A 26,359-nucleotide genomic window follows, 5' to 3' on the forward strand; every position below is an offset into this window, starting at 1 on the left:
TTGTGCCGTCCGGTGCCGTCCGATGGAGCCCATAGGTTGTGGGTAAGCTCAGGCCAAGGGTGCAGGGGAAAGACAGGGTAAAGTGGCCCGCCTCAAAGCTGCCGTCCAGTGCCGGTTCGCTATACCACTGCGGTGCGTTGATCAGGTTGAGTGTCAGCGGCGTTGGTGTGGCCGGTGCGGTCAGGTTCATGGTAAACCCGCCTGCGGTACCGGGCACGTTCAAACCGTGCAGATAAAACCGCAACAGGTGCGCATCACAGAGGTCGCCGATACCGTCATTGTCTGCATCTTCCTGACCGGGGTTGGCAATCTCAGGGCAGTTGTCTGTGCCATCAGGAATACCGTCTTCATCGCGGTCAGCCTCAAACACATAAACAGCACCGGCATCTGAAACACTCCCTTGATCAGGCTGATATAAATCGACACCAGGAGCACCAACTACGAGTGTATGACCATCAACATCTGTACTGTATCCGAACACATCGCTAAAGAGCCCACTGGAAGCTGAAATTTTCTGAACAATCGTCCACGTGTTACCGGTTCGTTCAAATGCGATGACTTCAGCTTCAGCAGGATCTGGGCTCAATGTGCCTGCGAATAGCTTGTTGTTCTGCAATGCAACATCAATGCCTAAAGATTGAGTGGAGGATGGCGTATCCGATGTCAGCGTTGCCTGTAAAGACCAACTGCCTCCGTTACGGGTGTATACTGATATCGCGCCAGTATTGGATGTTGCCGAGTTCTGAACAGATGGGATAGCAACTGCAATTGTGTCCTGATGAATGGCAACACTGGATCCGAATTGCTCATAGGCAGTCCCTCCGAGATTGTTCAGGGATTGCTGCTCAGACCAGACTCCGTTGCTTAACGTAAAGACTTCGGCATCTCCTAAATTGCCGTCTCCACGGGGTGACCCAACAACAGCGGTTTGGTCGTGAAGTGCGATAGAGCGACCAAAAAGATCGCCAGCCCCAATGTCGTTTGAAACCAATTGTTGCGATAATGCCCAGTTTGTCCCCGTGCGCAGGTAATAGTCCACCTGGCCGCTGTCCGTGCCATGGCTGTCTTTTTGTGGTGTGCCGATTAACAAGTGATCACCTTGGATTGCAATGGCGGACCCAAACCGATCGAAGGTTTGAGGGTTGGTTGGTGTGAGTTTTTGTTGTTCAGTCCACTGATTGCCAGCGCGGACAAAGATATAAACTGCACCAGTGAATCCTGCTTGATACGGTGCGCCGACAACGATTGTGTCGCCATGGATAGCGACATATACTCCGAAATTTCCCCCGAGACTATCGCTGGGAGTCAGGATCGCCTGTTCCGACCAACCCGAACCATTTCGTTCGAAAACATAGGCACGCTCCCCATTCACTTGGCCGACGACCATGGTATCGCCATCAATCGCCACATCTCTTCCAAACCTTCGATCAGCACTCGCATCACTGGCAAAAAGTGAGGCCCTTTCAATGTAATCAGAGGCTGCCTGTACTTTTTCAGGTATTGAAACAGAGATAGCCATGAGCAGTACGGTTAGCATGCCCGATACGCTTCGGTACGACGTGATAAAACGTTTGTTATCTTTCATCATTCATCCTTCCTGTGATGGATTAAGCCAGGGTGAAATGATATTGACTGATGATGTGTTCTTACCGGTTGAAGTCAGTGAGATTCAACCGTGAAAACTAAACCCATACCGAATGATCACCACATGAACTTCACCCTGAACCAGAAAGGTGGTATTCACTCAGAGACACCAAATTCTGAATACAGAAGAATCTCACCGGGGTTAAAAGGACGAGTGGCTTGTTTTCATCCTTTGGCTCAAAGCCTAGCACGCATTTTCGGTATTACACGGTGAGTTTGCTAATGTGTGAATTGTTATTATTCCTCGTTTTTTTCTTTGCGATTAGCCATGATAAAAGGGTGGTTTGTGAATGGTTTTATTTAAAAACTAGTGTTGTTATCCAATAAAAACAGATTGAATTCAGAGCAGAAAAGCGCCCGAGTTGACGATTCTGGAGTCCAGCGGTGGCGTATGCCAGCATGATGGTGGGATCAATGAGGATGGGGCAGATTGTAAAGAGGAAATATTTGAATTTGGTTGTCTCAATCGATTCATCACTCGAATACGCGACTTTAGTGATTTGATTGAAAAAATGCTTAATCAAACCAAAAATCGGACGCCTTAACTATTTGCTACCTGAGTACCCGTGAAGAATGTTGTTAAGCCAATCGCACAGTCTTCCAGAGCGGTACGCTAATAGCGCATATCCTGTTCCCATCAGGAACATTTTCACCACTATTTGTTTGCCCGGTCCCTTTGGAACCGGGTTTTTTTTGTCTGTCCCGTTTCTCGTTCTGAAAAAGTGACAATGAAAAAGCACAGCCGGCTGGCTGTGCTTTTCAGTAAGAGTCAGGCGTACAGTTATGCGGCTGTCGCTAGCTTCTCTTTAGCTACTTGTGCGGTGACAGGCTTGGTGATGAATGACAACAGTACCGCGACTGCCAGCATGCCAGAACACACAGAATAGGCCAGCGTGTAGGTGCCGGTCATATCGACTGCTACGGCGGCTACCACTGGGCCAATGAAGCCACTGACACCCCACGCAGTGTATAGAACTCCATAGTTAGCACCGTAATTCTTCAGGCCATAAAAATCGGCTGTGATCGATGGGAAAACGGCAAGCAGAGTACCGTAGCCAACCCCGGCAACGGCAGCACCGACAATCAGGCTGAACTCGTTGTCGAAGGTGGCGAACATCACCATGTTGATGGCTTGCATGATAAAGGCAATCATCAGCGTTTTAACGCCGCCGATTTTGTCTGACAGTATACCGGCAGCGATACGGCCACCTGAGTTGAACACAGCCAGAATCACCACCAGAAACGCCGCGTCAGAGAGATCGGCCTGAGTCGCTGCAATAGAAGTAATATTGCCGATAATCATCAAGCCTGCCGCGGAGGCAAAGGCGTACATCACCCACAAGGAGTAAAACTGGGGTGTTTTCACCATGCTGCGCCAGGTCATGTTAACAGCTGGTGCCAGATTGGCAGAGGCCGCGACGGCAGATGGCGCCTCCGGCTGGTAGCCTTCCGGTGGGTTGTTGATAGTGCATGCCAGAGGGACAGCGACCAGCAGTACAGCGATGCCGAGGATCAGAAAGCTCTGATTAATACCGTAATCGGCAATCAGGGATGATGTCAGCGGCGCCAGATACACAGCAGCCAGGCCAAAACCGGCCGCGATCAGTCCGTTTACCATGCCTTTCTTCGAAGGGTGGAACCATTTCATTGCTGAAGGGCTTAAACAGGCATAGCCAAAGCCAATACCGCAACCTGTCAATACCCCGAAAGTCAGCACCAGCAGCAGTGGTGTGGTGGCAAAGCTGGATACAATCATACCCAGGCCAACCATGGTCGTGCCGAGCAGCAAGACCTTACGCGGACCGATTTTGTCCTGAAGAATACCGGCTAGTAACAATGAGAGAGAAAAGGTAATGATAGCAACGGTATAGGGCAGGGACGCATCGGCGTTTGACCAGCCAAGGTCTACCACTAAGGCTTTCTTAAATACACTCCAGGCATACAAAATGCCCATACACAAGTTAATACAGAACCCTGCCAGCAGGATTTGCTTGGCGCGATCAAATGTTTTCATAGGTCTCTCTAAATGCCGGAACGGCAACTGCTTTACTAAACTTTTCTTGGTAGCAATCAAAAAAAGATGTATTTGTTGTTGAGGGCGCGGATTCTATCAATAAATGTTATTAAAATACCGGACAGCAATGTTTTGTTACAAATAGCTTGCTTGAGGCAGGTGATGATGGTGTTTGGCGGGGAAGGTTCTCCACCCCCTGGATAGCAGAGGGTGGAGCCAGGGAAAAGCTGACAACCTCAGTTCATGAGTATGTTGTAAATTTTGTCTTTAAGCTGCAAACGCTCCATTTTCAGTTGGGTGAAGTGGTGATCTTCGGTGGGAATGTTGCTGCATTCCAATCCCCGTATTCTATGGTCAAGCTGGTGATATCGGTCTGACATGGCCTTAAAGCTTTCGTCGCAGGTCTTCAACTCTGTGATTTTGTCCTGCATTTCGGGGAACTCAATGAAGAGTGCGTGATTTTCACCTAACATGTCTGTCACTCCATAAATTTTAGTGAATGAAAGCCCTGCTTTTTCGTCATTGTTTTTATAAACGTTCAACTATTTGCTTATTGGTCAGAGATTACTGCTGGTCAGCGCATCCCTTGCAGTTAAAAATGTTTACTCGTTTAAGCATAGTCGAATGAGGTTATTTTCAACCCCACTGAGGCTGAAAATCAGATGAAAGGCACAAAGCTATAGTGACGTTGTCACAAGCTGGCGGGAAGCAGTCGGGTGATTATTGATACTTTTTGGCACGTAGTGTTTTTTTGAGCGATTCAATATAGGCAATTCTGTCGGCATTAGCAGGCGCTGCCTGAGTTTGCAATTTTGCTTTAGCCTGTGCTTCTTCCTGTGACATGTAGCGGCCATTAATTCTGACATGAGGGGCTTTGGTTTCCTGTTCGGCTCGAACAGAGGCATCCTCCTGGGCTTTGGCTATTGCATCACGTGCCGTACTTTGGCTGGTTTTGTCTTCCATACGCTGTTGCAGCCAGACAGGTTGCTGCTTATTTTGGACCGGTTTATTGGCCTGTTGCTGACGTTGCTTAAGCACCGTTTCCAGATAATCGCTAAAATCCATGTTTCTATCCTCGCCCATACTGAGCGTATTGTAATTGGCTCTTGGCAGAAGTGAAAGTTTACAAACTGAGGTAATCTGACTCAGTAGGTAGAATGTTCTTTCGTATTCTGAACTGGCAGCAAAAACCTTGTTTCAAAATCTGATAGCGGCAGTGGCTTACAGTACAGAAATCCCTGAAATTCTTCTACACCTATGCTTGCCAGGAAATCTGCCTGTCCTTTGGTTTCTACACCTTCTGCCACCACGCTGATATTTAGATTATGGGCCAACTCAACGATAGCGTTAGTGATGGTGACAGATTCTTTATTGAGGGGTAAATCACGGACAAACTCGCGATCGACTTTGAGTATCTGAATCGGAAACCGACTGAGGTAGGCCAGGGAGGAATAGCCGGTACCAAAATCATCAATGGCAATTCTGACTCCCAGCGCGTTGATCTGACGTAACTTATTCAATGCCAGCTTAACGTCAGACATGACGACACTCTCTGTGATTTCCAGCTCTAAAAAACTAGGGTCACACTGGCTATTCTGTATCGCTTTGCTGACAGTACTGACAATATCAGAATTCAGCAACTGCCGGGCTGAAATGTTCAGGGCAAAATGCAGCCAGTGGCCTTGTAACTGCCATTGGCGTAATTGTTTGCAAGCCTGCTGAATCAAATGCTCACCAACCTCGATAATCAGACCTGTGGTTTCCAGAATAGGGATGAACTCAGTGGGTGACTGGATGCGGTTGTCATCATCGACCCAGCGTAGCAGCGCTTCCGCTCCGCAAAGCTGACGGGTCCGTGAGTCAAACCGGCCCTGATAGTAATACTGATAGCGATCAGTGCCGCAGCTTTGCCTCAGTTGAGCTTCCATTTCCAAACGTTTGACACTGTTGGCACCCATTTGCCGGTTATAAACCCGGTATTGTTGCTGTTGTTTGTTGTCTTTGGCTTTATACAGCGCAATGTCTGCCTGCCTGAGCAAGGTTTCGCTGGTCGAATGGATGCTGTCACTGTAGGTGATACCAATACTGGCACCGACCACCACTTCTTTACTGCCCAGTGTCATCGGCTCGCTGAGATGACGAAGGATACGCTCGGCCAGGTGTTCAAGAGCGGGCAGCCGGTTATCTGATGCTACCAGGATGGCAAATTCATCACTGCCTAATCTCGCCAGCATGTCATTTTCACGCAAAATAGTCTGCAGACGTTCGCTGACGGCTAGCAGCACCTGATCGCCGGTGTCGTGACCCAGAGAATCGTTGATTTGCTTAAAGCGATCCAGGTTGAGGGTGAGCAGGCCAATGACAGGGCAGGGCGATTGCTGGAGCAGGTGATCGATCTGCTGCTGCAGCATCAATCGGTTTGGCAGTTGGGTGAGTATGTCAAAGTGCGCTAATTGTTTGAGTTTGCTTTCAAACAGCACTCTGTCGGTAATATCTTTCCCTGTTGTGATGTAATGGCTGATTTTCCCCAGGTTATTGCGAATAGGAGAAATGCGTTTTTCCATATACACCAGACTGTTATCTTTCTTGCGGTGCGAGATGATGCGGTTGATTGTCTGGCCTTTGACCAGCTGTTGCTGCAATTTTGCCAGTTCTGCCGGATTTTGCAGAGCGGTAAGAATCAGGTGCGCGGCATCACTGCCGATCAGCTCGTTGGCATCGAGCTCGTTATATTTTTCAAAGCTGTGGTTTACATACTCGATGATCCCTTTTTCGTTGGTGATGATGATAGAGTCGTCACTTTGCTCCAGGGCGCGGGACAAGCTTTTCAGTTTTTCTTCACGATCAACCCATACAGTGACATCCCTGATATTTAACAAAATCTCATTACCGTCATTGTAAGCGGTTTCGCTCGCAATGATTTCAAGGTGTTGTACAGACGTAGTGTTGATGGTGATCTGTTGACTGACGGGCTGGTTATCACCCTGATTCATCTTGCCGTGTACCTGACTGAGTAATCCAGCCAGCTTGTTACTGGCTTCGGGATCGTTAACCAAAGCGGTAATCTCTTGGTGTGAAGCCTGTTGTTCTGAGGTGTTCAAAATCTGGCAAGCGGACTGATTGATATTGAGTACAGTGTTGTCCTGCTTGAGCAGAACCATGCCGTCCGGAGCATGTTTCAGTACATGGCTGAACTTTTTGACCATGTCGTGTAACTCGCCTTTCAGGCGTTTTTCATGGCGAAGCATTTTATGCAGGTGCCAGGCCAGTACCAGACAGCCGAGAAGAAAGCCGAAAGAGATCAGTGAAAACAGCGTGAATTTTTCAAGTTTCTCCCGTGAATACAGATTGTTAAAGATAAACTGACTCACACTGAGCTGGTTCAGTATTGAGTGAAGTGTGCTGGCGTTTTCCCATTCTTCTGCCAGAAATTGATACCCGTCAGACAATAATGTGTGGTTATCAAGCCGTGAAGAGGCGTGTGTAATAGGATGTCCCCGTCTCTCTGGGTTAGCGCTAGGACTGCCATTAAGAAAAAAAAGACACAGCAAAAAGATAAAAAGCAGCAAAAAGAACAGCAGCATTTTCGAATGAATCACATTTCTCTTCATATATCATCCATCATCCATGATAGAGCAGAGTCCCTAAGAGAACAGTATAGTGACGGTTTTCTGGGCATGCATAACACGCATTTCATGCGTATTAGGAATTTTTTGGCTTATCGATGAACAATAGACAATATTTTTGAATATGAAAAATGCAGGCAGCATCAGGGGCTGCCTGCAATTGAAGAACCGTGATAGAAAGAAAATGATCAGTTTGGAGTGGATTGTGCCTCAATCAGTTGCTGGCGCTGGCTGCTGACAACAAAAGCGAACCCGATCAGAACGAAGACACAGGTGCCGGCAATGCTAAAGGCAACAATGCTCAATCCTTTATCGGCAAAAGCCGCAACCAGTGAACTGGCCGCAAAACAACCTAATGTTTGCAGGAAATTCATCACCCCGGCCGCGGTTGCGCTGCAGTGCTTGAAGTCTTCCAGGGCTTTACTGATCACAATGGGGTATATCGCACCGTTAGCAACTGCAATAAAACAGAAAGGCAGTAAAACGGGCCAGATGGTGTCGGGTTTATGCTGCACAGTGATCAACAGTATGACCAGCGCACTGCCGATGAACAGTTTCAGCAGCCAAGGCAGCAGCTTTTTACCTTCCATGCGGTTTAGCAGTGCCCGGCAGCCATAGCCGCCAATCAAAAAGGCAATAGTCTGCGGCACATAACTTAAGCCGATATCTTCGCTTGAGTAGCCCATAGCAGACATGATAAACGGTGACCCTGTCAGGTAGGCGAAAAAAGCAGCAGAGCAGGCTGCAAAAATGAGCATGTTACCCATGAATTTTTTTGACTTGAGCAGGCTTGTATAGTTAATTGCCAGTTCTGACAAGACGTTGCCCTGCTTTTTTTCACCCTTGGCACTTTCAGGCTGCATGGTCGTCATCAGTGCTAACACGGCACCTAAGGCAATCAGGCTCAGGAAGATAGCACGCCAGCCAAAATGTGACTGAATCGCTGCGCCAACTAAAGGCGCAAGGGCCGGTGAAAGGGCGACCAAAGGCATGATAGTTGCGAACACTTTTTCGGCAAGCTTTCCTTCATACCTGTCAATGACAATAGCCTGCCAGAGCACGGTGGCACTGCACGCACCCAGCGCCTGAAGAAAACGGAATGCCAGCAGGGTTTCCACATTCGGTGCCATTGCACAACCCAGGGTGGCGAGGCTGAACAACAACATGGCACCCAGCAATACTTTTTTTCTGCCTAAGCGGTCAGAGAGAGGGCCATAGATAAGCTGACCAATGGCCATGCCTAACAGAAAAAGGCCGAGTGTCATGCCAATCAGGCTGGATGAGGTATTCAGATCGGCCTGCATGGCGGTGAAAGCAGGCAGATACATGTCGGTGGCCAGAAAGCCGAGCATGCTAAGTAATGCAAACCAGGCAAGCGTAACGGTAGTTGGTTTTGTCGTCATTTTATTGAAACCAGAAGTTTTTTCAGTGATCAGATTGTAAGCGTGGTGATTTGTGCTGTGAAACGCTAAAATTTCAACATTGCTTTCAAAAAATTTGATTCAACATCACGCGTAATTAAGTAGCAGGATATATGTTTTCTTTCAATGATTTGCAAGTAATTGATGTTGTTGCGAGGCGGGGCAGCTTTTCCTCAGCAGCAGAAGAGTTGCACAAAGTGCCCAGCGCAATCAGCTACACGGTCAGGATAATCGAGGATAAATTGTCTGTAACCTTGTTTGAGCGTCATCACCGGCAGGTCAGCCTGACTCCTGCAGGCCAGTACTTTGTTGAAGAAGCCAGACAGCTGCTCAAGCAAATGGAGCACATTAAGTTGCAGACACAACGTGTTGCCAATGGCTGGGCTGAAAATGTGTCGGTGGCACTGGACACTGTGGTCAGACAAAGCCGTGTCAGCACTATGGTACGAGATTTTTATCAGGCGTTCCCGGATGTTGAGCTGCATCTGACGATGGAGGTCTATAACGGGGTGTGGGACGCCCTGGCAGACGGCCGGGCAGATCTGGTGATTGGGGCGACGGCGGCCATTCCGGTCAGCGGGGATTTCGATTACACCGATATGGGAAACCTGCACTGGGTGTTTGTGATGGCGCCGGATCATCCGTTGACGGAAAGTCCGCTGCCTCTGCCAGACTCAGAACTGGCTAAGTATCCCGCTATCTGTCTTGAAGATACCTCACGTACATTACCTAAGCGCACAACCTGGCTGATGAATAATCAGCGCCGCATTATGGTGCCGGACTGGTCCAGCGCGTTTCAGTGTCTTGAAGCCGGGCTGGGCATAGGCGTTGTGCCGGAACATATGGCCGCCCCCAAGTTGAAAAGAGGCAAGCTGGTGGCCCGCACGCTCCCTCATGCCCCGCCGGTCAGTCCCTGCTGTCTGGCATGGAACAAAGCCAGCCTTAACCCCGCCCTGAGCTGGCTGCTGGAGTACCTGGGAGATAGCGAACAATTGCACCGAGAGTGGATGCGATAGCAGAAAAAAACACAGTATTCAAAGCGCTCAGTCGATGTTGTTCGTTTAAAACAACAGATTGAATACGTGAATATTGGTATGAAAAACAAGCGAGAGGATAAAAAAATCCTAAAAACAGCGCCAAGTCATAATTCTTTCATTCAGACCGCTTAGGATGCCCTTCGTCAAATCCATTACTTCCGATGAAGATGAATAAAAATACTGTGTTGACGATGAACAGAACGACAGAAAAGAATAGCGAGCTGTTGGCAATCGCTATTGATTATATCTACCAGGCCTTTCCGAACCTGAGCTATCGCCCCAGACCTGATGACGTCAAGCTGCTGGCGGCTTTTCTGCAAAGTCAGAATCCTGATTCTCCGGCATGTCTGGGCGAGTTGATGAACAGCAGCTATAACGCTATTGATATCGAAATTAATAAATTTCACAGCCGGCAGGGAAAACACAATCAGAGCATACCGGCCTTCAGCTAGAGGACTGGTGACTGAAAACGGCGGCTGGGCAGGCCTGGGTCGCCGTTTTCTGTTGCTGACACGTGTTTCTGCCGGTGCTATCCGGCCGGTGTTTTCAGGGTCTGATAGCCAGCCCAGATCCGTGTTGCGGTTGTCACCCAGCACAGTGATCCGAAAATCCAAGCGATGGGCGCAAAATGTGCCGGGAACAGGCAAAAGAGAACAAAACACGCGATAGTTTCTGTGCCCTCAGTCAAACCTCCCAAGTAAAACAAAGATTTGTGTTGATAAACCGGATTATCAATATCGCGCTTACCTACCATGATGGCAAAAGCCAGAAAGCTGGAACCTGTGCCGACAAAGGCGAAGATCAAAAACGCACCAGCAACTGCATTTTGCGTCGGGTCTGCCAGAATGAAGCCAAAGGGCACAAGAGAATAAAACAGAAAATCCAGTGTGATATCCAGAAAACCACCACAGTCTGTGATGCCCCTGCGCCGGGCCAGAGCGCCATCCAAACCGTCAAAAATGCGGTTGATAATGATAAAACACAGTGCCAGCCAATATTGCTGGTAGAGGAGTGCAGGCAATGTCAGCAGCCCAATACCAAACCCGGCTACTGTAATTTGATTGGCGGTGAAAGGCGTTTTCGCCAGCAGTAAGCCTACACAGTTAACCGGCGCTTTGATGAATTTGATGGCGTAGCGATCAAGCATGGGGCTGTTCCTCCTTCAGCGCGGCGGGCCAGTGCAATACCTGACCGTCAGGTGGCACGTCATCCTGATCATGGGTGACCATCAGCGCTGGGATATTCAGCTGCCGGATCTCCTTAAACACCAGGTCGCGAAACTGGATACGCAGATCTTTGTCCAGTTTACTGAAAGGCTCATCCAGTAAGATGGCGTCCGGCTCTGCCAGCAGACAACGCATCAGACTGATCCTGGCGCGCTGTCCGCCAGAAATCTGGCTCGGGCAATGAGAGGCCAGTTCTGTCAGGCCTAACGCAGCTAAGGTGTCATAAGCTCTGGTTTTACGTTCAGGCTTTTTCACACTGGACGGTAAACCAAATGCCAGGTTCTGCCACACATTCAGGTGCGGGAATAGCAGATCATCCTGAAACAGCAGGCCAATGCGCCGTTTATCCGGAGCCAGTTCATTGAGCAATCTGTTATTGAGGTTGATCTCGCCCTGATAGAGACAGTCGGGCGGAATATGGCCGGCAATCACACCCAACAGGGTCGACTTCCCACAGCCGCTGGGTCCCATAATCGTCAGTACCTGTCCCTGCTCAACCGACAGCGTCAGCGAACTGAGCAACCGCTGATGTCCATTATTTATAGTGAGGTTTTTGACTGACAAGCACATTGGCTTTTGCATTCCTTGTGTATGTTCCGGAGGTCATTCTCGATTGATAGTAACGGCTTGCGAAAGTGGCAAGCGCGAAGAGCATGAAGGGCACCAGTCCCTGCAGCAGTCCGTAAATCGCACTGACTCTTCTGTCCTGTCCGCTGGCGAGCGCAACGGCTTCTGTGGTCAGGGTGCTGACCCGGCCTGCACCAAGACTGAGTGTCGGCAGATACTGAGCCAGGCTGACACTACAGCCTACGGCCAGTGCCAGACAAATTGCCGGCATCAGCATAGGACGCTTGACTCGCCACCAGGCCTGGAACTCCGATAAGCCAAGGCTACTGGCTGTTTGCGTATACCGGCGATCAAAACTGCGCCATGGGCCATCCAGCGCAAGGTACAGGTAGGGAAACACAAAAAGCACATGGCTCCATATCACCCATAGCAGGTGATGCTGGCCGGGGATCATATAAGTGGTGACCTGAATACCGAACAGCAAAGAAACCTGTGGCAACACCATGGGCATGGCTATCAGCCAGCCTGGGATACCGGTTCCTGTTTTGTCCCTGTATTCCAGACAGCCAATGGCCAGACAAAGCGCAATCGCTGTACTGATACCGGCCAGCATCAGGCTGGTAGACGCCAGATCGGTAAACACGGCGGTTTCCTGTTGCCAGAATTGCACACTGAACCGGCTTGGTAACAGATCCGGAAACCGCCAGCGCAGCGCCACGGACCAGAGCATGAGAACAGGAATGACAAGCAGCGGCACCGCTATTAACGGCCAGTGAAAGTAACGCCCTGGCAATCGTTGCTCGCGATGGCCAGCATATTGCCAGCCTTGAAAGCCACGCAGAATCAGCCATTCCAGCACGCGAAACACAGCAAGCAGGCAAAGGCCCAGCATGAGCAGCATTAATGCGCCGACAGCGGCTCTGGGCAGCAAAGCGACATCCGGCTCATTGAACCACTGCCAGACCAGAACGGCAAAAGTGGGAGGACGGGTCGGGCCCAGAATCATGGCCATGTCTACCACAGAGATGCCATAAGCCAGCACGGCATAGATCGGCAGTCGCATCCTGGGGAGCCATTGCGGCAGTATAATGGTGATCCATGTTGATGCCCGGTTATAGCCCAGGCCATTGCCTGCAGCCAGCAAGCGGCCGACATTCAGTTGCTGCAGGACAGAGATACTCATTAATAACAGGAATGGAGTCTCTTTGATCGCCAGAGCCAGGGTGAGCCCTATGCCGTAAGAGTCCTGCAGCAGAGAAAACTGACCGGGATTGCCGCCCAATGCTGAGACGAAACGGGTGATGATCCCCGTGGATGAAAAGGTGAAAGCAAAGCCAATCGCGAAGGCCACATGCGGAATCGCCAGCATCGGAGAGAGCCAGGATTCTATACTCAGCCAGCGGCGGGAGCCCCAATATCTCTGCAGGATCAAGAAGGTAAAAGCTAATGCCAATAAAGTACTGATGACGCCAGTGGAAAGCGTCAGCAGAACAGAAGCAGACAAACCGGGCCAGGCCAATGCCTGATAGAAAGCCTGTGGCCCGGGCTGAGTCAGGCCAGCAAAGGGTAACCAGGACAGGGCTGGCAGCAAAATGCCGAACAGGCCCGGTAATAACGGCAAACAGCAGATCAACAGCGTGGCAATAAACATCAAGTACAACATATTGCAACGTTCGCCTAATGGGTGTCAGGGATAAACTTACAGGGTGTCAGGAAACGCTCAGTGTCCATATTTTTGCTGCCAGGCGGCCTCCAGCGCAGTTTGCCAGCTAGGGTGTGGCTCAGGGATTGCACGATACAGTTCTAAACTTTGTGCTTGGTCGGCTCCCATAGCCTCCGGTGTCAGCACGGCAGGATCACCCCAGATCTGAATATTTGCTTTTCGTTGTTGCGCTTCAGGGCTCATGAGAAAGTTAATCACAACCCGGGCACCTGCTTTTGCGCTGGCATTCCAGGGGATGGCCAGAAAATGAATGTTAGAGAGGGCACCTTGCTCAAAGGCAAATGCCTTGGCTGATTCAGGCAGATCGCCGCGCTCGATTGCGGCTTTGGCTTCATTCGGATTAAACGTAATGGCGACCAGAAGCTGCCTGTCATCTAACAGTTGCATCATTTCCGTTGAACTGGCCGGAAAGCGTTTTCCCTGCTGCCAGGCAACGGCATGGAGCTGATTGAGGTACTTCCAGAGAGGCGCTGTGAGGCGAGCGAATTTCTTTTCATCCGTTGTCGGGTCAATGGGCTCATAGAGCGCCGGCGCCGCGTTGGTCAGCTCAATCAATGCGGCCTTTAAAAAACTGGTGCCATGAAATGCAGGCGGCTGCGGGTAGGTCACTTTGCCCGGAAAGGCGACGGCCAGACTTAACAGTTCAGCAAAACTATTGGGTGGGTTGCTTAATGTCTGGCTGTCATGGATGAAGACCAGTTGTCCTACCCCCCAGGGGGCTTCGAGACCTTCTGTGCTTTCGGTAAAATCTTCATAGACGGGCAGTTGTTTATCGACCAGCTCCCAGTTGGGTAGCTGGGCGACAAACGGGCCATCCAATAAGTGATTGGCTTTCATGGTGCGGAAGTTTTCGCCATTGATCCAAACCATATCGACGCTGCCGCCGGTTTGTTTGCCGGCCGCTTTCTCCGCTAACAGTCGCTGTGAGGTTTCAGCGATGTCGGCCACTTTGACATGGTTGAGCGTAATGTCGTAACGACTCTTTACTTCGCGGGCAACCCATCTTAAATAGCTGTTGATGGGCTGGCTGCCTCCCCAGGCATTGAAGAAAACAGTCTGTCCGCGCGCTTCTTGTTCAATCGCATCCCAGCTCATCTCGGCGATGGGCGAGGTTTCAGTTTGTGCTTCATTTGCCAGAGCAGGCATAGCCGCTGCGATTGCCAACCCAAGTGTTATCCATGCCATTTTCATTGCTGATCCTTACTTTCCTGCAGATGAGCTTTCAGATTGTCGCTCTGTGATTTTTGTTGATGGCCGTTGTCGCCACCTCGCCGCCAGCGATGAAATCTCTCCAGCAATGCCAAAACCCGTTCCGGTTTATTGGCATTTTTCCATACACCTGCTGTGTATTTATTGGCTTCACTCATAGTGGGGTAAGGGTGAACCGTACCCAGAATTTTGTTCAATCCAAGCCCGTGTTTCATTGCCAGGGTAAACTCCGCGAGAAGTTCTCCGGCCTGGTTACCCACAATGGTGGCACCGAGGATGGTATCTTTCCCTTTTGGGGTCAATACTTTAATAAAACCATAGTCTTCACCGTCAGCAATTGCGCGATCTAAATCATTCAATTCATACTGAGTGGTTTCCGCGTCTATGCCCTGAGCTTGTGCTTCTTTCTCATTAATGCCCACACGAGCGACTTCGGGAGCCGTATAAGTCACGGCAGGCAGGACACGGTAATCCACTTTGAATGACTTAAACTGTCCGAACAGGCTGTTTACAGCCGCATACCAAGCCTGGTGTGCGGCGGCATGCGTTAACTGGAACGGGCCGGCAACATCTCCGACGGCGAAAATATTGGGATAGCGGGTTTGCAGGTATTCGTTAACGTCTATGGTTTTGCGTTCGTTCAGCGTGATGCCAAGTTCTTCCAGGCCAAAACCTGTAACATTGGCCACACGGCCTAACGCCAGGATGACCGCATCAAATTCAACCTGATGCTGCTGTCCGTGATTATCCTCAAGGATGACATACTGAAGGGCTTCGCCGGAATCCGACGTTGCAGCGTCAAATTTTACTGCTTTGTGTTGCAGTTTAATGTCTACGCCGTCTTTCATCAGGCTGTCCTGAACCCGCTTTGCCACATCAGCATCTTCCCGGACCAAGAGCTGATCTGTCATTTCAACCTGAGTGACCTGGCTGCCCAGGCGCTGAAAACTCTGTGCCAGCTCACAGCCAATCGGGCCGCCACCCAGTACAAGCAGCTTTTTGGGTTGCTCTGTGATGGACCACAAGGTGTCTGAGGTCAGATAGCGTACTTTTTCAATACCCTCGATGGGCGGTACAACAGGTCGGGCACCGGTGGCTATAACTATGTTGCGTGTCGTGATGCGTGTGCCGTTGACTTCCACTTCCCAGGGAGAAAGGATACGCGCTTCGCCCTGAATGCAGTTTACCCCAAGCTCAGAGTAACGTTCGACGGAATCATGCGGTTCTATCCCTTTGATAACACGGTGAATACGTTGCATGACAGCAGGAAAATCCACCTGGGCTGGCTGGCTGCGAATCCCGAACTCCGGTGCCCGGGTGATAGTATGCAGAGTATGTGCGGCCCGGATCAGCGCCTTAGACGGTACGCAGCCGGTATTCAGGCAGTCACCGCCCATTTTGTGTTTTTCAATCAGAGTGACTTTGGCTTTGACGGCTGCGGCAATATAGGCGCTGACCAGCCCGCCGGCACCGGCACCGATCACAACCATGTTCTGATCAAAACGCTCAGGTTTTTGCCAGCCTTGATAGACCCTCCGCTGTTGGACGAAGGCCATGATTGCTTTGGCGATAAAGGGAAAAATACCCAGCAAAACCAAGGACAGCAGAACAGGCAAAGAAATCAGCCCGGACAGCGACTGAATCTCACCCAGCTGTGTCCCGGCATTTAGATAGACAGCGGTACCTGGCAGCATACCTAACTGGCTTACCCAATAAAACTGACGCGGGCGCATAGGTGTCAGGCCCATCAGCAGGTTTACCAGAAAAAAGGGAACGACGGGAATTAAACGCAGCGTAAAGAGGTAAAAAGCGCCGTCTTTTTCTATGCCACGATTAATCGCGGCCAGACGCAGGCCAAATTTGCATTGCACCCAGTCTCGCAATAAGAACCGACTGGCCAGAAATGCCAGTGTCGCTCCGATGGAGCTGGCAAAAGAGACGATAAGCAGGCTCCACCAGAAACCGAACAGTGCAGCGCCAAGCAGCGTCATGATGGCAGCCCCAGGGAAGGACAAGGCCGTCATGACAACATAAATGAGGAAGAAAAGTCCGCTGGAGAGCAGAGGGTTTGCGGTAATGGTTGCCTGTAACGAATGCTGGTAAACCTTAGCCTGTTCCAGAGTGAAATAATCGCCGAGATCGAAAGCGAACCAGGCCACGATGGCGCTGACGATGAATGTCAGCAATAAGGGTTTTTTCATATTTTTCATCATTGATTATCTGCGTTGCTGTTGGTTTGCATTGCCATTCGACGGCTCTTGTTTTTGCTCAGTGTGTTTATGATCCTTTGTTAAAGGAATAGTGCAAAACGCCTGAGAAGGGACATCTAACGCAGTATTAAATTTCGCAGACAGGTTTTGAAAGCTGACTAATGCGGTTAACTCAACGATAGCATCTTCGTCATACCACTGTTTGAGGTCATCAATCATTGCTGATGTGACTTTCATGCCTGTTACAGTCATGGCTTCTGTATATGCAAGAACAGCTTTTTCTTGTGTATCGAACAGCGGGCTTTGCTGCCAATCAGGCAGAGATTGTACTTTTTCTACAGACTGGCACCGCTGCGCCAGTCGCATACCGTTGGCATCTATGCAGAATGCGCAGTCATTTAACTGTGAAACACGTACACAAACCAAGGAACGTATCACATCGGATACAGGGGATCGCTTTCGGTCGAGATAGCCAAAAAAACTGGCAACCAGATAAAAGAGGAAGGGGCGGCGTCCCCAAAGCAAAGCCGGGTTCAGGGGTTTGCCAAAGTGCCGTGTCTGCAGCCAGAGCAGTGGACGGATTAAGATCGAATAATGCTGTTTTGTGGTGATGCGCACCTGAAGCTCTCCGGATAAAGCGATTTAATAACACGACCGCGGATACCCGGACAAATTTCAGAAAACAGTCAAATTTGTGTGTTCTTGTTGTTAATTGACTGAAAGTTGAACACTGCGAGGGGCAAGGTGGTTCGCCGCTGTTTTAGGTTCGTGCTGTTCCAGCAACAAATAACTGCTTGCTATTACAGGTAGAAGTGCAATGAGCATGGTTTTGCCGATATGATAATTTCGGTACCAGTGTTTACGTGCTTTGACTTTCAATATGATGCCCCAGAAAAAAAGCAGCATATTGAGCGCAGAAGCAATAATGCTGGGGATCAGCACCTCGTTAACGTTAACTGCGTCAGTGTGCACAAGTGCGACAAGAAAGGCCGGAGGTAACAAACTGATGAAGACCAGGTAACGCATCAGTCTTGGCCATTTACAGAATTTGTCTCTGAAGATGTTGTCAGTCTGACCCGGAAACGGCGATGACGAACGCATGAAACCTCCCTTGGGTGGTGGCAAAACATACATTCTAAAGGTGACAGAGCTGAAGGGAAGCTAACTGATAATCTTGTAACTTGCGTTTGTGAGTTGAGTCTTCATTTTACACAGCCCTGACGGAGCGTCAGGGCTGGAAAGCAGGTTATAAACCGTCAGCGTTCATCACAGGTAATGAAACACTGACAGGGGAAACCTTAATGATGAGCACTTGAAGCTGATGTTTCCAGCTTTGACAATAGCTCATTTCGGCGTTGTGGGGTAATAACAGACCAGTGTTTACCACTGACTGCACCTTCCAATGCCCAGAGCAGATCCAGACTCAATGACTCGTGATGAGATTCCTGCAACGCTTGGAAAGCACCAATAGCACCGACCTCGAAGAGTTGATCAACAGAACTGATACCGGCTTTTTTGAGCATACGCTCATTGGCCAGACGCAGGTTAGGCAGATCTTTAATGCGATTAGGGCTAGCCTGCAGTTTTTTCTCTTTATCCGCCTGGGCAGCATTCAGAGAACGTTCTGCATGTTCCAGGATAACATCAGGGGTTTCCCACCAGTTATCCGGAATGGCATAGTGCTTCGTAACAACAGGAAAACCGCGTTTCTGGTAGACGTACGGTTTGAGGTCTGCTTGTTTGAAGGCTTCTTCATTTCTCGCATTAGCGCGCAGATGCAGCTTGTTGTTAACAACTAGAGCGAACATCGTTTCACCTGCGAAAATGCCAAACCCGCCAAACATAGAGCGAGATTTTATTTGACCAAATTTCTCAAATAAACGAATTGAATCTTTCAGTAATGGTTTGTCCATGCTTCTTTTCTCGGCAATTATTTTCAACAAAAGAAGTCACTTAACAAAGGAGCGAGGATTCAATTATGCACAAGATTATGAATGCTTTGTCATAGTTATGACAAAAACAGTCTATAATCTTCACTTCATCCATCGGCAACCCCGCTACCATGAGTAAAAGCTAATCAAGCAGTTACTTTTAGGCCGGAAGCTTTGCGTCCCATTCTTTCAAATGGTTTGCCTTGTTCGTGACTGTTTAATCATATATCAATAAGACTAATTTGATATGGATCGCACAAAAAAATTGTGAGGCTAATCGCAATAAAAATCGTATAAATTTTACAGAATGCGATGCATTGTCTCATTAATTCCCCCATGGCGTAGTAATATTCCATATGCAAATAGCCGATAGTCAAATTAATATCGGCTGTACGCTACATCACATGGAGGAAAATCGTTTATTTTTTACGTGATTCGTTTTACAGAATGGCGGACAACTAATTCCGGATTGATTTCAAATGTCTGGAAATCGTGACTTTTGCTTTTCACTCTTTCCATCAGGATTCCCACTGCCGTTTTGCCCAAACGCCGCTTCGGCTGGTGGATAGTGGTCAAGGGTGGGGAGAAGTAAGGGGCCAGATCTATATTGTCATAACCGATAATAGAAACATCTTCAGGCACTCTCACGCCGGCTTGCTCAAACGTGCTGATTAATGCCATGGCCATAATGTCATTGAAACAAAAAATGGCTGTTGGACGATCTTTCATAGCAATAAATTCATTGGCTGCAACAACTGCAGATTCACATTCGAAATCACCTTCAAGAATCCAGCCTTCATTGACAGTCAGACTCGCTTCGCGCATCGCTTTATTAAAACCTTTCAGCCTTTCACGGCAGGTGGATTTATCTTTCTGGCCAGACAAGCAGCCGATTTTAGTGTGTCCATTGTCAATAAAATGGCGGGTTGCCAGGTAACCGCCCAGCTCAGCGTTATCTTGTATATTGTCCGTTTTGGGGCGGGCCGGACCCCAGTCCATGATCACCATAGGCAGATCAGGCTGTCGTTCTAATTGTTCCAGCAACTGATCATCCAGATCAGAGCACATGACCAGTAGCCCGTCGACGCGTTTTTCAGACAGCATGCGCAGATAATCTTTTTGCTTGTGGAGATTACCTTCAGTGTTACAAAGGATCAGCGTATATCCTGCCTTATAGCAGTATTCCTCGACACCATGCACCAACTCTGCAAAAAATGGATTGGTCGATTTGGTCACCAACATGCCGATTGTACTGGTCGTGTTGCATTTCAGGCTGCGTGCGACAGCACTAGGCGCATAATTCAGCTCCTCAACTGCAGTCAGGACTTTCTTCTGTGTCGCCTCCGCTACGAAGCGGGTTTTGTTGATCACGTGTGAAACTGTGGTTGTCGATACACCAGCCATACGTGCAACATCTTTAATGGTTGCCATAGTTGTTCTTCTAGTCTTCAGGCCCTTTGGGCCTCTTTGAGTCTTAATGTTGGCCAGACGTTAAAAAGCCGCTTTATGCATAAGAAAGCGGCAAGAAATGAATGACTCAGGCCTGGTCGTTAATCATGTTCTATCGGTGTTGTGCCATCTGACAATGTCTTGAAAAGATACCCACAACGCACTGTAAAAGAGAACCCGAAGGCTATCGCCCAAGGGAGCGTAAACCGGATAAAAGTTTGACCGCCATTACGCTTCGTTTCATCGGTTAATCGCTTGCGATCACATTTTACTGAGACTCACGCACAGTGCAACGTTTCTCTTGTTGAGTGGAATGATTCTTGATAGAGGTCAATAATAGGATGCAACAATTGTACGCAATTTTAGTGGTGTAAAATCAGCAGAAGGCACAGTTGAATGTGCCTCATGGTTTGTGGCGTTATGCCGACAGGACGACAGGGAAATGCCCGCGCGGGTGAGTCTCTATGATAACAGGGGCACCATACACGGATTGGATATGTTCCGCTGTTAATGTGTGCCAGGCATCGCCATCTGCTTGTATTTTACCGTGGTTGAGTAAGATCAAACGATCGGCATACTCAGCAGCGAGATTCAGGTCGTGAATAACAAGAATGACCGCGGCGCCATTGTCTGCCATTTTTTTTGCCAGACTTAAGCAGGTTTGCTGATGGGCAAGATCTAATGCAGAGGTGGGTTCATCCAGCATTAATAGACATTGATCCCCGGCAGCGCTGAGTTGCGTCAGTACCCTTGCAAAGTGGACACGTTGTTTCTCTCCACCGGAAAGTGAAGGATAAAGCCGCTGGCTGAGATGACTGATACCCACATCGGCCATTTTTTGACGCGTTATGTGCTGGCTTTCTTTCAGACTGAGCTTTAAGGGCATAGTGCCCAATTCTGCAACTTCCTGAGCGGTAAAACCAAAAGACAGCGTACTGTGCTGAGGGAGCACGCCCATATGATGCGCCAGACGGTGGGCATCCCAGTTTTTACGATGCTCACCAAAGATGTAGATATTGCCTTTGGCATGCATTTCCCCCGATAACACTTTCAGCAAAGTACTCTTACCGGCACCATTAGGTCCGAGTAAAGCGGTCAGCTCACCACTGCGAAAACTAATGCTCAGATTATCGAGCAACACTTTACCGCCCAGTGCCAGCGACAGTTTCTCGGCCGATATTGCCACTGGCAGGTTTCTGGCAGCTTGCTTTTTGGGTTGACATATTATGTGGTGGATCATTGCAAACGACCTCGCTGTTTTGTAAGCAGGACGATAAAAAATGGCGCGCCCAGAAGGGCTGTGATAATACCTACCGGCAGCTCGGCGGGCGCGGCGACAACGCGGGCTAGCATGTCGGCAATCAACAGGATCAGTGCGCCCAGAAGTGCGGAAAGGGGCAACAGTGTTTTATGGTTAGGGCCAGTTAACATGCGGCCAAGGTGCGGCACAATCAGTCCAATGAAGCCAATCACACCGGAGAGCGAGACGGCCACGCCAACGCCGGCTGCACACAATAGAACCAGTAAACGTTTCAATGCTTGTACATTGACACCTAAATGCTGAGCCTCAGATTCGCCCAATAAGAGGGCATTTAATGCATTTGCCTGGCGAGTGAACAGGCAGAACAGGGTGGCTAGAGTAACAAAAGACAGGGCAATACCTGGCCAGGTCGCCCCCGCCAAAGAACCCATAGTCCACAGTGAGAGATCACGCAGTGCCTGATCATCGGCATAGAAATTCAGCAGCCCGAGCGCCGCACCGGATAAAGCGCCAATCGCCACGCCAGCAAGCAACATCACTGTGACAGAGGTGCCGGTTTTATCTGTACCGAGAAAGTACACAACCCAGGTTGTGATAGCGCCACCTGCAAAGGCAAAAACCGGTACGGTTCCAAGGGTAAGCAGCAGCGGGAATGACGCTGCCAGTGAGCCGAACAAGACTATGGCTAATGCAGCGCCTAAACTTGCTCCGCCGGCAACGCCTATAATGCCGGGATCAGCCAGCGGGTTTCGGAACAGTCCCTGCATGACCGCGCCACAAAGCGCCAGCACAGCGCCGATGGCAATACACAGCAGTGTGCGTGGTAAACGAACTTGCTGAATAATCAACTCAATATGGGGAGCCACTTTCTGCTGCCCCGGCAGAATAACCTGCCAGATGTCGGAGAACGAGATAGCCATTGGTCCGACAATGATGGAACAACATGCCGCAATGGCCAGTAACAGACATGTCGAGGGCATGATGGCTGACGTTGGCAATCGCAGTAATGACAACAGACGGATGCGTTGCATCCTTGAATGAGACATGCTTGGGTCAGACATGGTTTTACTGGCCATACAGAACCTGATTCAATCGCTCGGCTTCTTCAAGACTCTTCAGGTTCAAGCCGCCAATCAGGGCAGTACCGTCAATGGTATATAACGCATTGTTCTGACCAGCAGGTGTCGCTGCCAGTAAGGGTATGCTTTTTATCAGACCGTTGAGTCCGCCTATCGACTGGCTGGCATGAGTACTTAGCAGGATGATATCAGGTTGCATCTCCACCATAGCTTCCGCAGATAAGGGTTTGTAAGATTCAATGGCTGTAGCCGCTGGATTCATGCCGCCTGCGAGCCTGATAACCGTATCCGCAGTGGTGTGGCGTCCCCCAACCATAGGTGCTCGCCCGGCATGAATGGTCAGAAAGAGAATACGTTTAGGTGTGTGTTTGTCTGCCAGACGCGATTCAATTCGCTTCACTTGCTGTTGAATCTGGCTGTTTAGCTGTGTTGCCTGGGCCTGTTTCCCCGTGAGTTGACCTACTTGCTCGACACGCTTGAGTAGATCATTAATGGTATCGCCCGAATTAAGGATGTCGACTGAGATACCCGCCTGGCGAAGCAGAGAGAGTGTAGTTTCAGGCCCCATTTCTTTAGAACCCACGACCCGGTCGGGCGTCAGCGCGATGATGCTTTCCGCGGAAAGCTGTCTGTGATAACCAAGGGTTGGAATGCCATTACCGGTATAAGCTTTACTGGTGATATCGACACCAACAAGCTGACTCTCTGCGCCCATTGCCACTATGAGTTCGGTAATGCCGGAACCTGCACTGATTATTCGTTCTTCTGCCCATGCAGATGTGGCAGCGAAGAAAAGAGCAACAGACAGTACGGCGCGTTTCATGAAAATCCCTCAATGTGATTGCAGATAGTCTTGATAAATCAAAGCAATATCAATTGCTTATGGAGTTCTGACAAAATATCTCAAATGAAATACAGATGAAAATCAATATCACACAAATGATATTGTTATCACAAGTGATAATTATTATTAATCGCGTCATTATCCATGAATGCTAAACAATATCAATTATCATTTGCAAAAGGACATAGAGCACCTTATCATTTTTACAAATACAATTAATTATCATTATTTTTTGTGTGTTGCTGTGCTTCTGCATGCCGATAAGGCTGACAGGCTATGAGGGCCGACTTTGCAAGCAGCATGATGAAGGAGAGCGTGAGTGTTTGAGAAATTCAGTTTGGCAACGCTGAAAACAGAAGTTGGTGCGATGCTGGAAGAAAACCCGAATTTGCACGCAGTGCTGATAGCGGAAAAGCTGGGTGTGACTGAGGGCGAAATCATCCTGGCCTTACCGGATGAACTTGTTACCCATATTGCAGGGGAGCATGCTCAGGCTATTTTAGAGGTGCTGCCGGAGTGGGGAATGATGACAACCATTGTTCACTCTATGGGATCAATCTTTGAAGTAAAGGCGCCATTTCCGAAAGGTAAAGAAGCGCGTGGATACTACAATCTGATTGGGAAAGCGGGTGAAATGCATGGCCACCTGAAGCTTGATCGCGTGTCGGATGTGGTTTTAGTCAGTAAACCTATGCAAGGAAATGAAAGTTATTTCATTGGTTTTCTGGCAGACAATGGTGAGTGTATTTTTAAAATTTACCTTGGCAGGGATGAAAAGCGACAGCTTATCCCTGAGCAAGTTGAGAAATTTAATTCGTTGAAACAGGCTTTTGTTGGAGAAGAAGTGTAATGAGCGAAGTGAAACAAGAACGTCTGCAAAACCGTCTGGAGCCACAAATTCAGGCGTTCAGAGATGCTTGTCAGACACTGCAGTTGGCAACAGTAGACTCAGAAGGAAAGCCGAATGTGAGCTATGCGCCATTTGCTTTGTTGGATGACGGATACTATGTGCTCATTTCGAAAATCGCCCGACATGCCCGAAATCTGCTGGAAAATCCGCAGGTATCTCTGATGATGATCGAAGATGAAGCAACCTCTAAAACGATTTATGCACGTACCCGTTTAACATTCGAAGCCAATGTTGTACTGGTAGAACGTGACACTGAGCGCTGGCAATTGGGTGTTACAGCGTTAAAAGCGCGTTTCGGTGAGATTGTTGACGGGCTGAGTGGCCTGGAGGATTTCAAACTATTCCGTCTAGAGCCGACTCACGGCCTGTTTGTTAAAGGTTTCGGCCAGGCATTTCAAGTGACTGGTGATGATCTGATCGATTTTGTCCACCTGACGGAAGGGCATAAGCGCATTGATGATAGCGATGATGTAAAGTCAGCCTGATAGCTATTTATACAAAAAAACGGACAGTTTACTGTCCGTTTTTTTATGGTGCGTTTTAATGACTGAGATTGGCTTGAGAAAGAATGCGCGCTGTTATTGCGTTAATCTTTGGCAAGCTTTGCTGGCTGGTTAATGCCAGTTGCTTCTGCTCTTTGAGCACATCACTCAGAATGTCTGGTGTTGTCAGAGGGTTAGCCAGTACCACACGAAAGACTGTAGTGATCCGGCGATCCCATTGTTCTGGCATCAAACGTGTTCGCGAGACAAAAGACTTACCCGATTCACGCTGACGTTTCTGGATGTACTGAGTCAGATCGTTCAGGGCTTCGTGAATGGCCTGTTTGTCTTCATCGTTAGCAATAGCCAGCGCCTTTTGTGTATCTTCAGGCACGTAACGATAAGTCAGCAAGCACAGCTCTGGTGCTGATATCAGTTCAAACTCGGGGTCAGATTTGATCAGCTCAGCAAAGTAGCGGGCTTTCTCGATACTGTTGTTGATCAGTAATTCATATCCCTGGCGGCTGATAATATTCAGGCTGGCAAACACCAGCATCGCCATACCATTTCTGGACCCTTCAAGCGTATGGCTGCCAAGATCTTTGGAGCCTTTACGGAGTATGTACTCTGCATGATGTTCAATTGCAGCCATAGAGGCGGGATTTTTAAAAATCACCATACCCGCACCCATAGGGATATACAGCTGTTTATGGGCATCAATGGTTACTGAATCTGCTCGCTCGATGCCTTTCAGTAATGGACGGTATTTATTGGACATCAAGGTCGCACCACCCCAGGCCGCATCAACATGGAAATGGCAATTGTGCGCGAGAGCGATATCGGCTAATTCATCCAACGGATCGATGTTGCCTGTTTCTGTCGTTCCGGCAACGCCAACAATCGCGAAGGGTTTGATATTTTTGGCTTTGAGACTTTCGATGGTGTTCTGCAGATCTTCGGTACAGATCTTATTATTTTCGTCGGTTTTGATCGCAATCAGGCAGTCTCTGCCAATGCCGAGTACATCGGCGGCTTTTTTCAGTGAATAATGCCCGCGTTCCGACACCAGTACAGCCAGATCATCATAGTCGTAATGTTTCATCGCCCGAAAAAGGCCTTCCTGCGCGACCCCTTTAAAATCACCTTCTGGCTTTAGCAGGTTGTTACGGGCAACCCATAGTGCGGTGATATTCGCTATTGTTCCGCCCGAACAAAATGCGCCTAAAGAATGTTCAGCACTGTGCATCCAGCGTTGATAAAACGCATCTCTTTCACCGTAGATCAGATTGTGGAGAATCCCCAGTACCTGCCGTTCAAGTGGCGTGAAGGCCTTTGAGGTCTCGATTTTCACCAGGTTCTGGTTGAGGCCAATCATGATCTTTGACAGCGGCATCAAAAAGTAGGGCAGAGCCGATGTCATATGACCAATGAAAGTGGGTGCGGATGTGTGAACAGACTGAGCAACCAATTTTTCCAGTAAGAAATGTGTATGTTCAGAGACAAAACTGGGTTGCTCTGGCACAGAAGCACAAGAGAAATCTTTTTCAATTTCAGTCAGCGGCTTTTCCTGGGCGGCAATGTGAGTCTGTAAAAAGGCGTTGAGGTTTTCGGAGATCTCTTTCTCGATCCGACCAAGCGTGGAGTCGGGGGCTTCCGGCACGGTAAAGATACGGTGCAGGGTATCAAGAGATGCTTCAGCTTGTCTGTTTTCCACTGCCATAATGAG

General features: G+C 49.0%; 23 protein-coding genes and 1 riboswitch. Of the genes, 4 read left to right on the forward strand and 19 right to left on the reverse strand.

Annotated features, from left to right (window positions below):
• From Q4491_RS03695 to punC, 6 genes are all read right to left on the reverse strand, one after another.
• Positions 1 to 1,588, reverse strand: a 1,588-nt coding sequence (locus Q4491_RS03695; RefSeq protein ID WP_303454743.1) for a thrombospondin type 3 repeat-containing protein, incomplete at its 3' end; no start/stop codon positions are given.
• 837 nt (positions 1,589 to 2,425) lie between these two features.
• A complete protein-coding gene (locus Q4491_RS03700) occupies positions 2,426 to 3,658 on the reverse strand; it encodes an OFA family MFS transporter (RefSeq protein WP_303454745.1) in 1,233 nt (410 codons plus the stop codon).
• Between the two features lie 236 nt (positions 3,659 to 3,894).
• Positions 3,895 to 4,131 carry a YdcH family protein gene (locus Q4491_RS03705; RefSeq protein ID WP_192016565.1) on the reverse strand — a complete coding sequence of 79 codons (237 nt, stop codon included), beginning with the start codon at positions 4,129 to 4,131 and terminating at the stop codon, positions 3,895 to 3,897.
• Between the two features lie 247 nt (positions 4,132 to 4,378).
• Positions 4,379 to 4,723 carry a hypothetical protein gene (locus tag Q4491_RS03710; protein WP_027252341.1) on the reverse strand — a complete coding sequence of 115 codons (345 nt, stop codon included), beginning with the start codon at positions 4,721 to 4,723 and terminating at the stop codon, positions 4,379 to 4,381.
• A gap of 80 nt (positions 4,724 to 4,803) precedes the next feature.
• Positions 4,804 to 7,269, reverse strand: a complete 2,466-nt coding sequence (locus Q4491_RS03715; RefSeq protein WP_237794458.1) for a bifunctional diguanylate cyclase/phosphodiesterase — start codon at positions 7,267 to 7,269, stop codon at positions 4,804 to 4,806.
• Positions 7,270 to 7,472: 203 nt separating this feature from the next.
• A complete protein-coding gene (gene punC, locus Q4491_RS03720; protein WP_192016567.1) occupies positions 7,473 to 8,687 on the reverse strand; it encodes a purine nucleoside transporter PunC in 1,215 nt (404 codons plus the stop codon).
• Between the two features lie 131 nt (positions 8,688 to 8,818).
• On the opposite strand from punC, the gene punR reads away from it, so the two are divergent.
• Together punR and Q4491_RS03730 are read left to right on the forward strand one after the other, a co-directional pair.
• Positions 8,819 to 9,721, forward strand: coding sequence for a DNA-binding transcriptional activator PunR (punR, locus tag Q4491_RS03725; protein WP_218384744.1), 903 nt, complete (start codon positions 8,819 to 8,821; stop codon positions 9,719 to 9,721).
• 212 nt (positions 9,722 to 9,933) lie between these two features.
• The gene (locus Q4491_RS03730; RefSeq protein ID WP_237794457.1) at positions 9,934 to 10,194 is read left to right on the forward strand and encodes a hypothetical protein; all 261 of its coding nucleotides are present in this window, start codon (positions 9,934 to 9,936) and stop codon (positions 10,192 to 10,194) included.
• Positions 10,195 to 10,271: 77 nt separating this feature from the next.
• On the opposite strand, the gene Q4491_RS03735 is transcribed toward Q4491_RS03730, so the two are convergent.
• The 12 genes from Q4491_RS03735 to Q4491_RS03790 form a co-directional block, all read right to left on the reverse strand.
• Positions 10,272 to 10,889: a CDP-alcohol phosphatidyltransferase family protein gene (locus Q4491_RS03735; RefSeq protein ID WP_303454767.1), complete on the reverse strand. Its 618-nt coding sequence runs from the start codon at positions 10,887 to 10,889 to the stop codon at positions 10,272 to 10,274.
• Entirely contained in the window at positions 10,882 to 11,538 is a 657-nt protein-coding gene (locus Q4491_RS03740; protein ID WP_192016571.1) for an ATP-binding cassette domain-containing protein, read from the reverse strand. Before Q4491_RS03740 ends, Q4491_RS03735 begins: the two co-directional genes overlap by 8 nt.
• The gene (locus tag Q4491_RS03745; RefSeq protein ID WP_303454771.1) at positions 11,504 to 13,198 is read right to left on the reverse strand and encodes an ABC transporter permease; all 1,695 of its coding nucleotides are present in this window, start codon (positions 13,196 to 13,198) and stop codon (positions 11,504 to 11,506) included. The genes Q4491_RS03740 and Q4491_RS03745 overlap by 35 nt, the downstream gene beginning before the upstream one ends.
• A 57-nt stretch (positions 13,199 to 13,255) precedes the next feature.
• Positions 13,256 to 14,404 (reverse strand): ABC transporter substrate-binding protein, encoded by a 1,149-nt coding sequence (locus Q4491_RS03750; protein WP_237028875.1) that lies wholly within the window; start codon positions 14,402 to 14,404, stop codon positions 13,256 to 13,258.
• Between the two features lie 41 nt (positions 14,405 to 14,445).
• The gene (lpdA, locus tag Q4491_RS03755) at positions 14,446 to 16,668 is read right to left on the reverse strand and encodes a dihydrolipoyl dehydrogenase (RefSeq protein WP_303454774.1); all 2,223 of its coding nucleotides are present in this window, start codon (positions 16,666 to 16,668) and stop codon (positions 14,446 to 14,448) included.
• 15 nt (positions 16,669 to 16,683) lie between these two features.
• Positions 16,684 to 17,295 (reverse strand): carboxymuconolactone decarboxylase family protein, encoded by a 612-nt coding sequence (locus Q4491_RS03760; RefSeq protein ID WP_192016574.1) that lies wholly within the window; start codon positions 17,293 to 17,295, stop codon positions 16,684 to 16,686.
• Between the two features lie 90 nt (positions 17,296 to 17,385).
• Positions 17,386 to 17,778 (reverse strand): hypothetical protein, encoded by a 393-nt coding sequence (locus tag Q4491_RS03765; protein WP_237794454.1) that lies wholly within the window; start codon positions 17,776 to 17,778, stop codon positions 17,386 to 17,388.
• A gap of 197 nt (positions 17,779 to 17,975) precedes the next feature.
• The gene (locus Q4491_RS03770; RefSeq protein WP_192016576.1) at positions 17,976 to 18,590 is read right to left on the reverse strand and encodes a TfoX/Sxy family DNA transformation protein; all 615 of its coding nucleotides are present in this window, start codon (positions 18,588 to 18,590) and stop codon (positions 17,976 to 17,978) included.
• A 131-nt stretch (positions 18,591 to 18,721) separates the two neighbouring features.
• Positions 18,722 to 18,821, reverse strand: a riboswitch (cyclic di-GMP riboswitch).
• 213 nt (positions 18,822 to 19,034) lie between these two features.
• The gene (locus tag Q4491_RS03775) at positions 19,035 to 20,039 is read right to left on the reverse strand and encodes a substrate-binding domain-containing protein (protein WP_303454780.1); all 1,005 of its coding nucleotides are present in this window, start codon (positions 20,037 to 20,039) and stop codon (positions 19,035 to 19,037) included.
• Between the two features lie 436 nt (positions 20,040 to 20,475).
• Positions 20,476 to 21,297, reverse strand: coding sequence for a heme ABC transporter ATP-binding protein (locus Q4491_RS03780; RefSeq protein ID WP_192016578.1), 822 nt, complete (start codon positions 21,295 to 21,297; stop codon positions 20,476 to 20,478).
• The gene (locus Q4491_RS03785; protein ID WP_192016643.1) at positions 21,294 to 22,298 is read right to left on the reverse strand and encodes an iron ABC transporter permease; all 1,005 of its coding nucleotides are present in this window, start codon (positions 22,296 to 22,298) and stop codon (positions 21,294 to 21,296) included. The genes Q4491_RS03780 and Q4491_RS03785 overlap by 4 nt, the downstream gene beginning before the upstream one ends.
• Before the next feature lie 85 nt (positions 22,299 to 22,383).
• On the reverse strand, positions 22,384 to 23,220 hold the full coding sequence (locus Q4491_RS03790; protein WP_303454783.1) for a hemin ABC transporter substrate-binding protein: 837 nt from the start codon (positions 23,218 to 23,220) through the stop codon (positions 22,384 to 22,386).
• A gap of 388 nt (positions 23,221 to 23,608) precedes the next feature.
• Between Q4491_RS03790 and hutX the strand changes: the two genes are divergently transcribed.
• Positions 23,609 to 24,091 carry a heme utilization cystosolic carrier protein HutX gene (gene hutX, locus Q4491_RS03795; protein WP_192016644.1) on the forward strand — a complete coding sequence of 161 codons (483 nt, stop codon included), beginning with the start codon at positions 23,609 to 23,611 and terminating at the stop codon, positions 24,089 to 24,091.
• Positions 24,091 to 24,636: a heme utilization protein HutZ gene (gene hutZ / locus Q4491_RS03800; RefSeq protein WP_192016580.1), complete on the forward strand. Its 546-nt coding sequence runs from the start codon at positions 24,091 to 24,093 to the stop codon at positions 24,634 to 24,636. Before hutX ends, hutZ begins: the two co-directional genes overlap by 1 nt.
• Before the next feature lie 55 nt (positions 24,637 to 24,691).
• On the opposite strand, the gene panP is transcribed toward hutZ, so the two are convergent.
• Positions 24,692 to 26,353, reverse strand: a complete 1,662-nt coding sequence (panP, locus tag Q4491_RS03805) for a pyridoxal-dependent aspartate 1-decarboxylase PanP (RefSeq protein WP_303454787.1) — start codon at positions 26,351 to 26,353, stop codon at positions 24,692 to 24,694.
• Positions 26,354 to 26,359 lie beyond the last annotated feature (6 nt).

Origin of the sequence: Photobacterium sp. 2_MG-2023, assembly GCF_030547675.1 — a bacterium.
Classification (GTDB): domain Bacteria; phylum Pseudomonadota; class Gammaproteobacteria; order Enterobacterales; family Vibrionaceae; genus Photobacterium; species Photobacterium arenosum.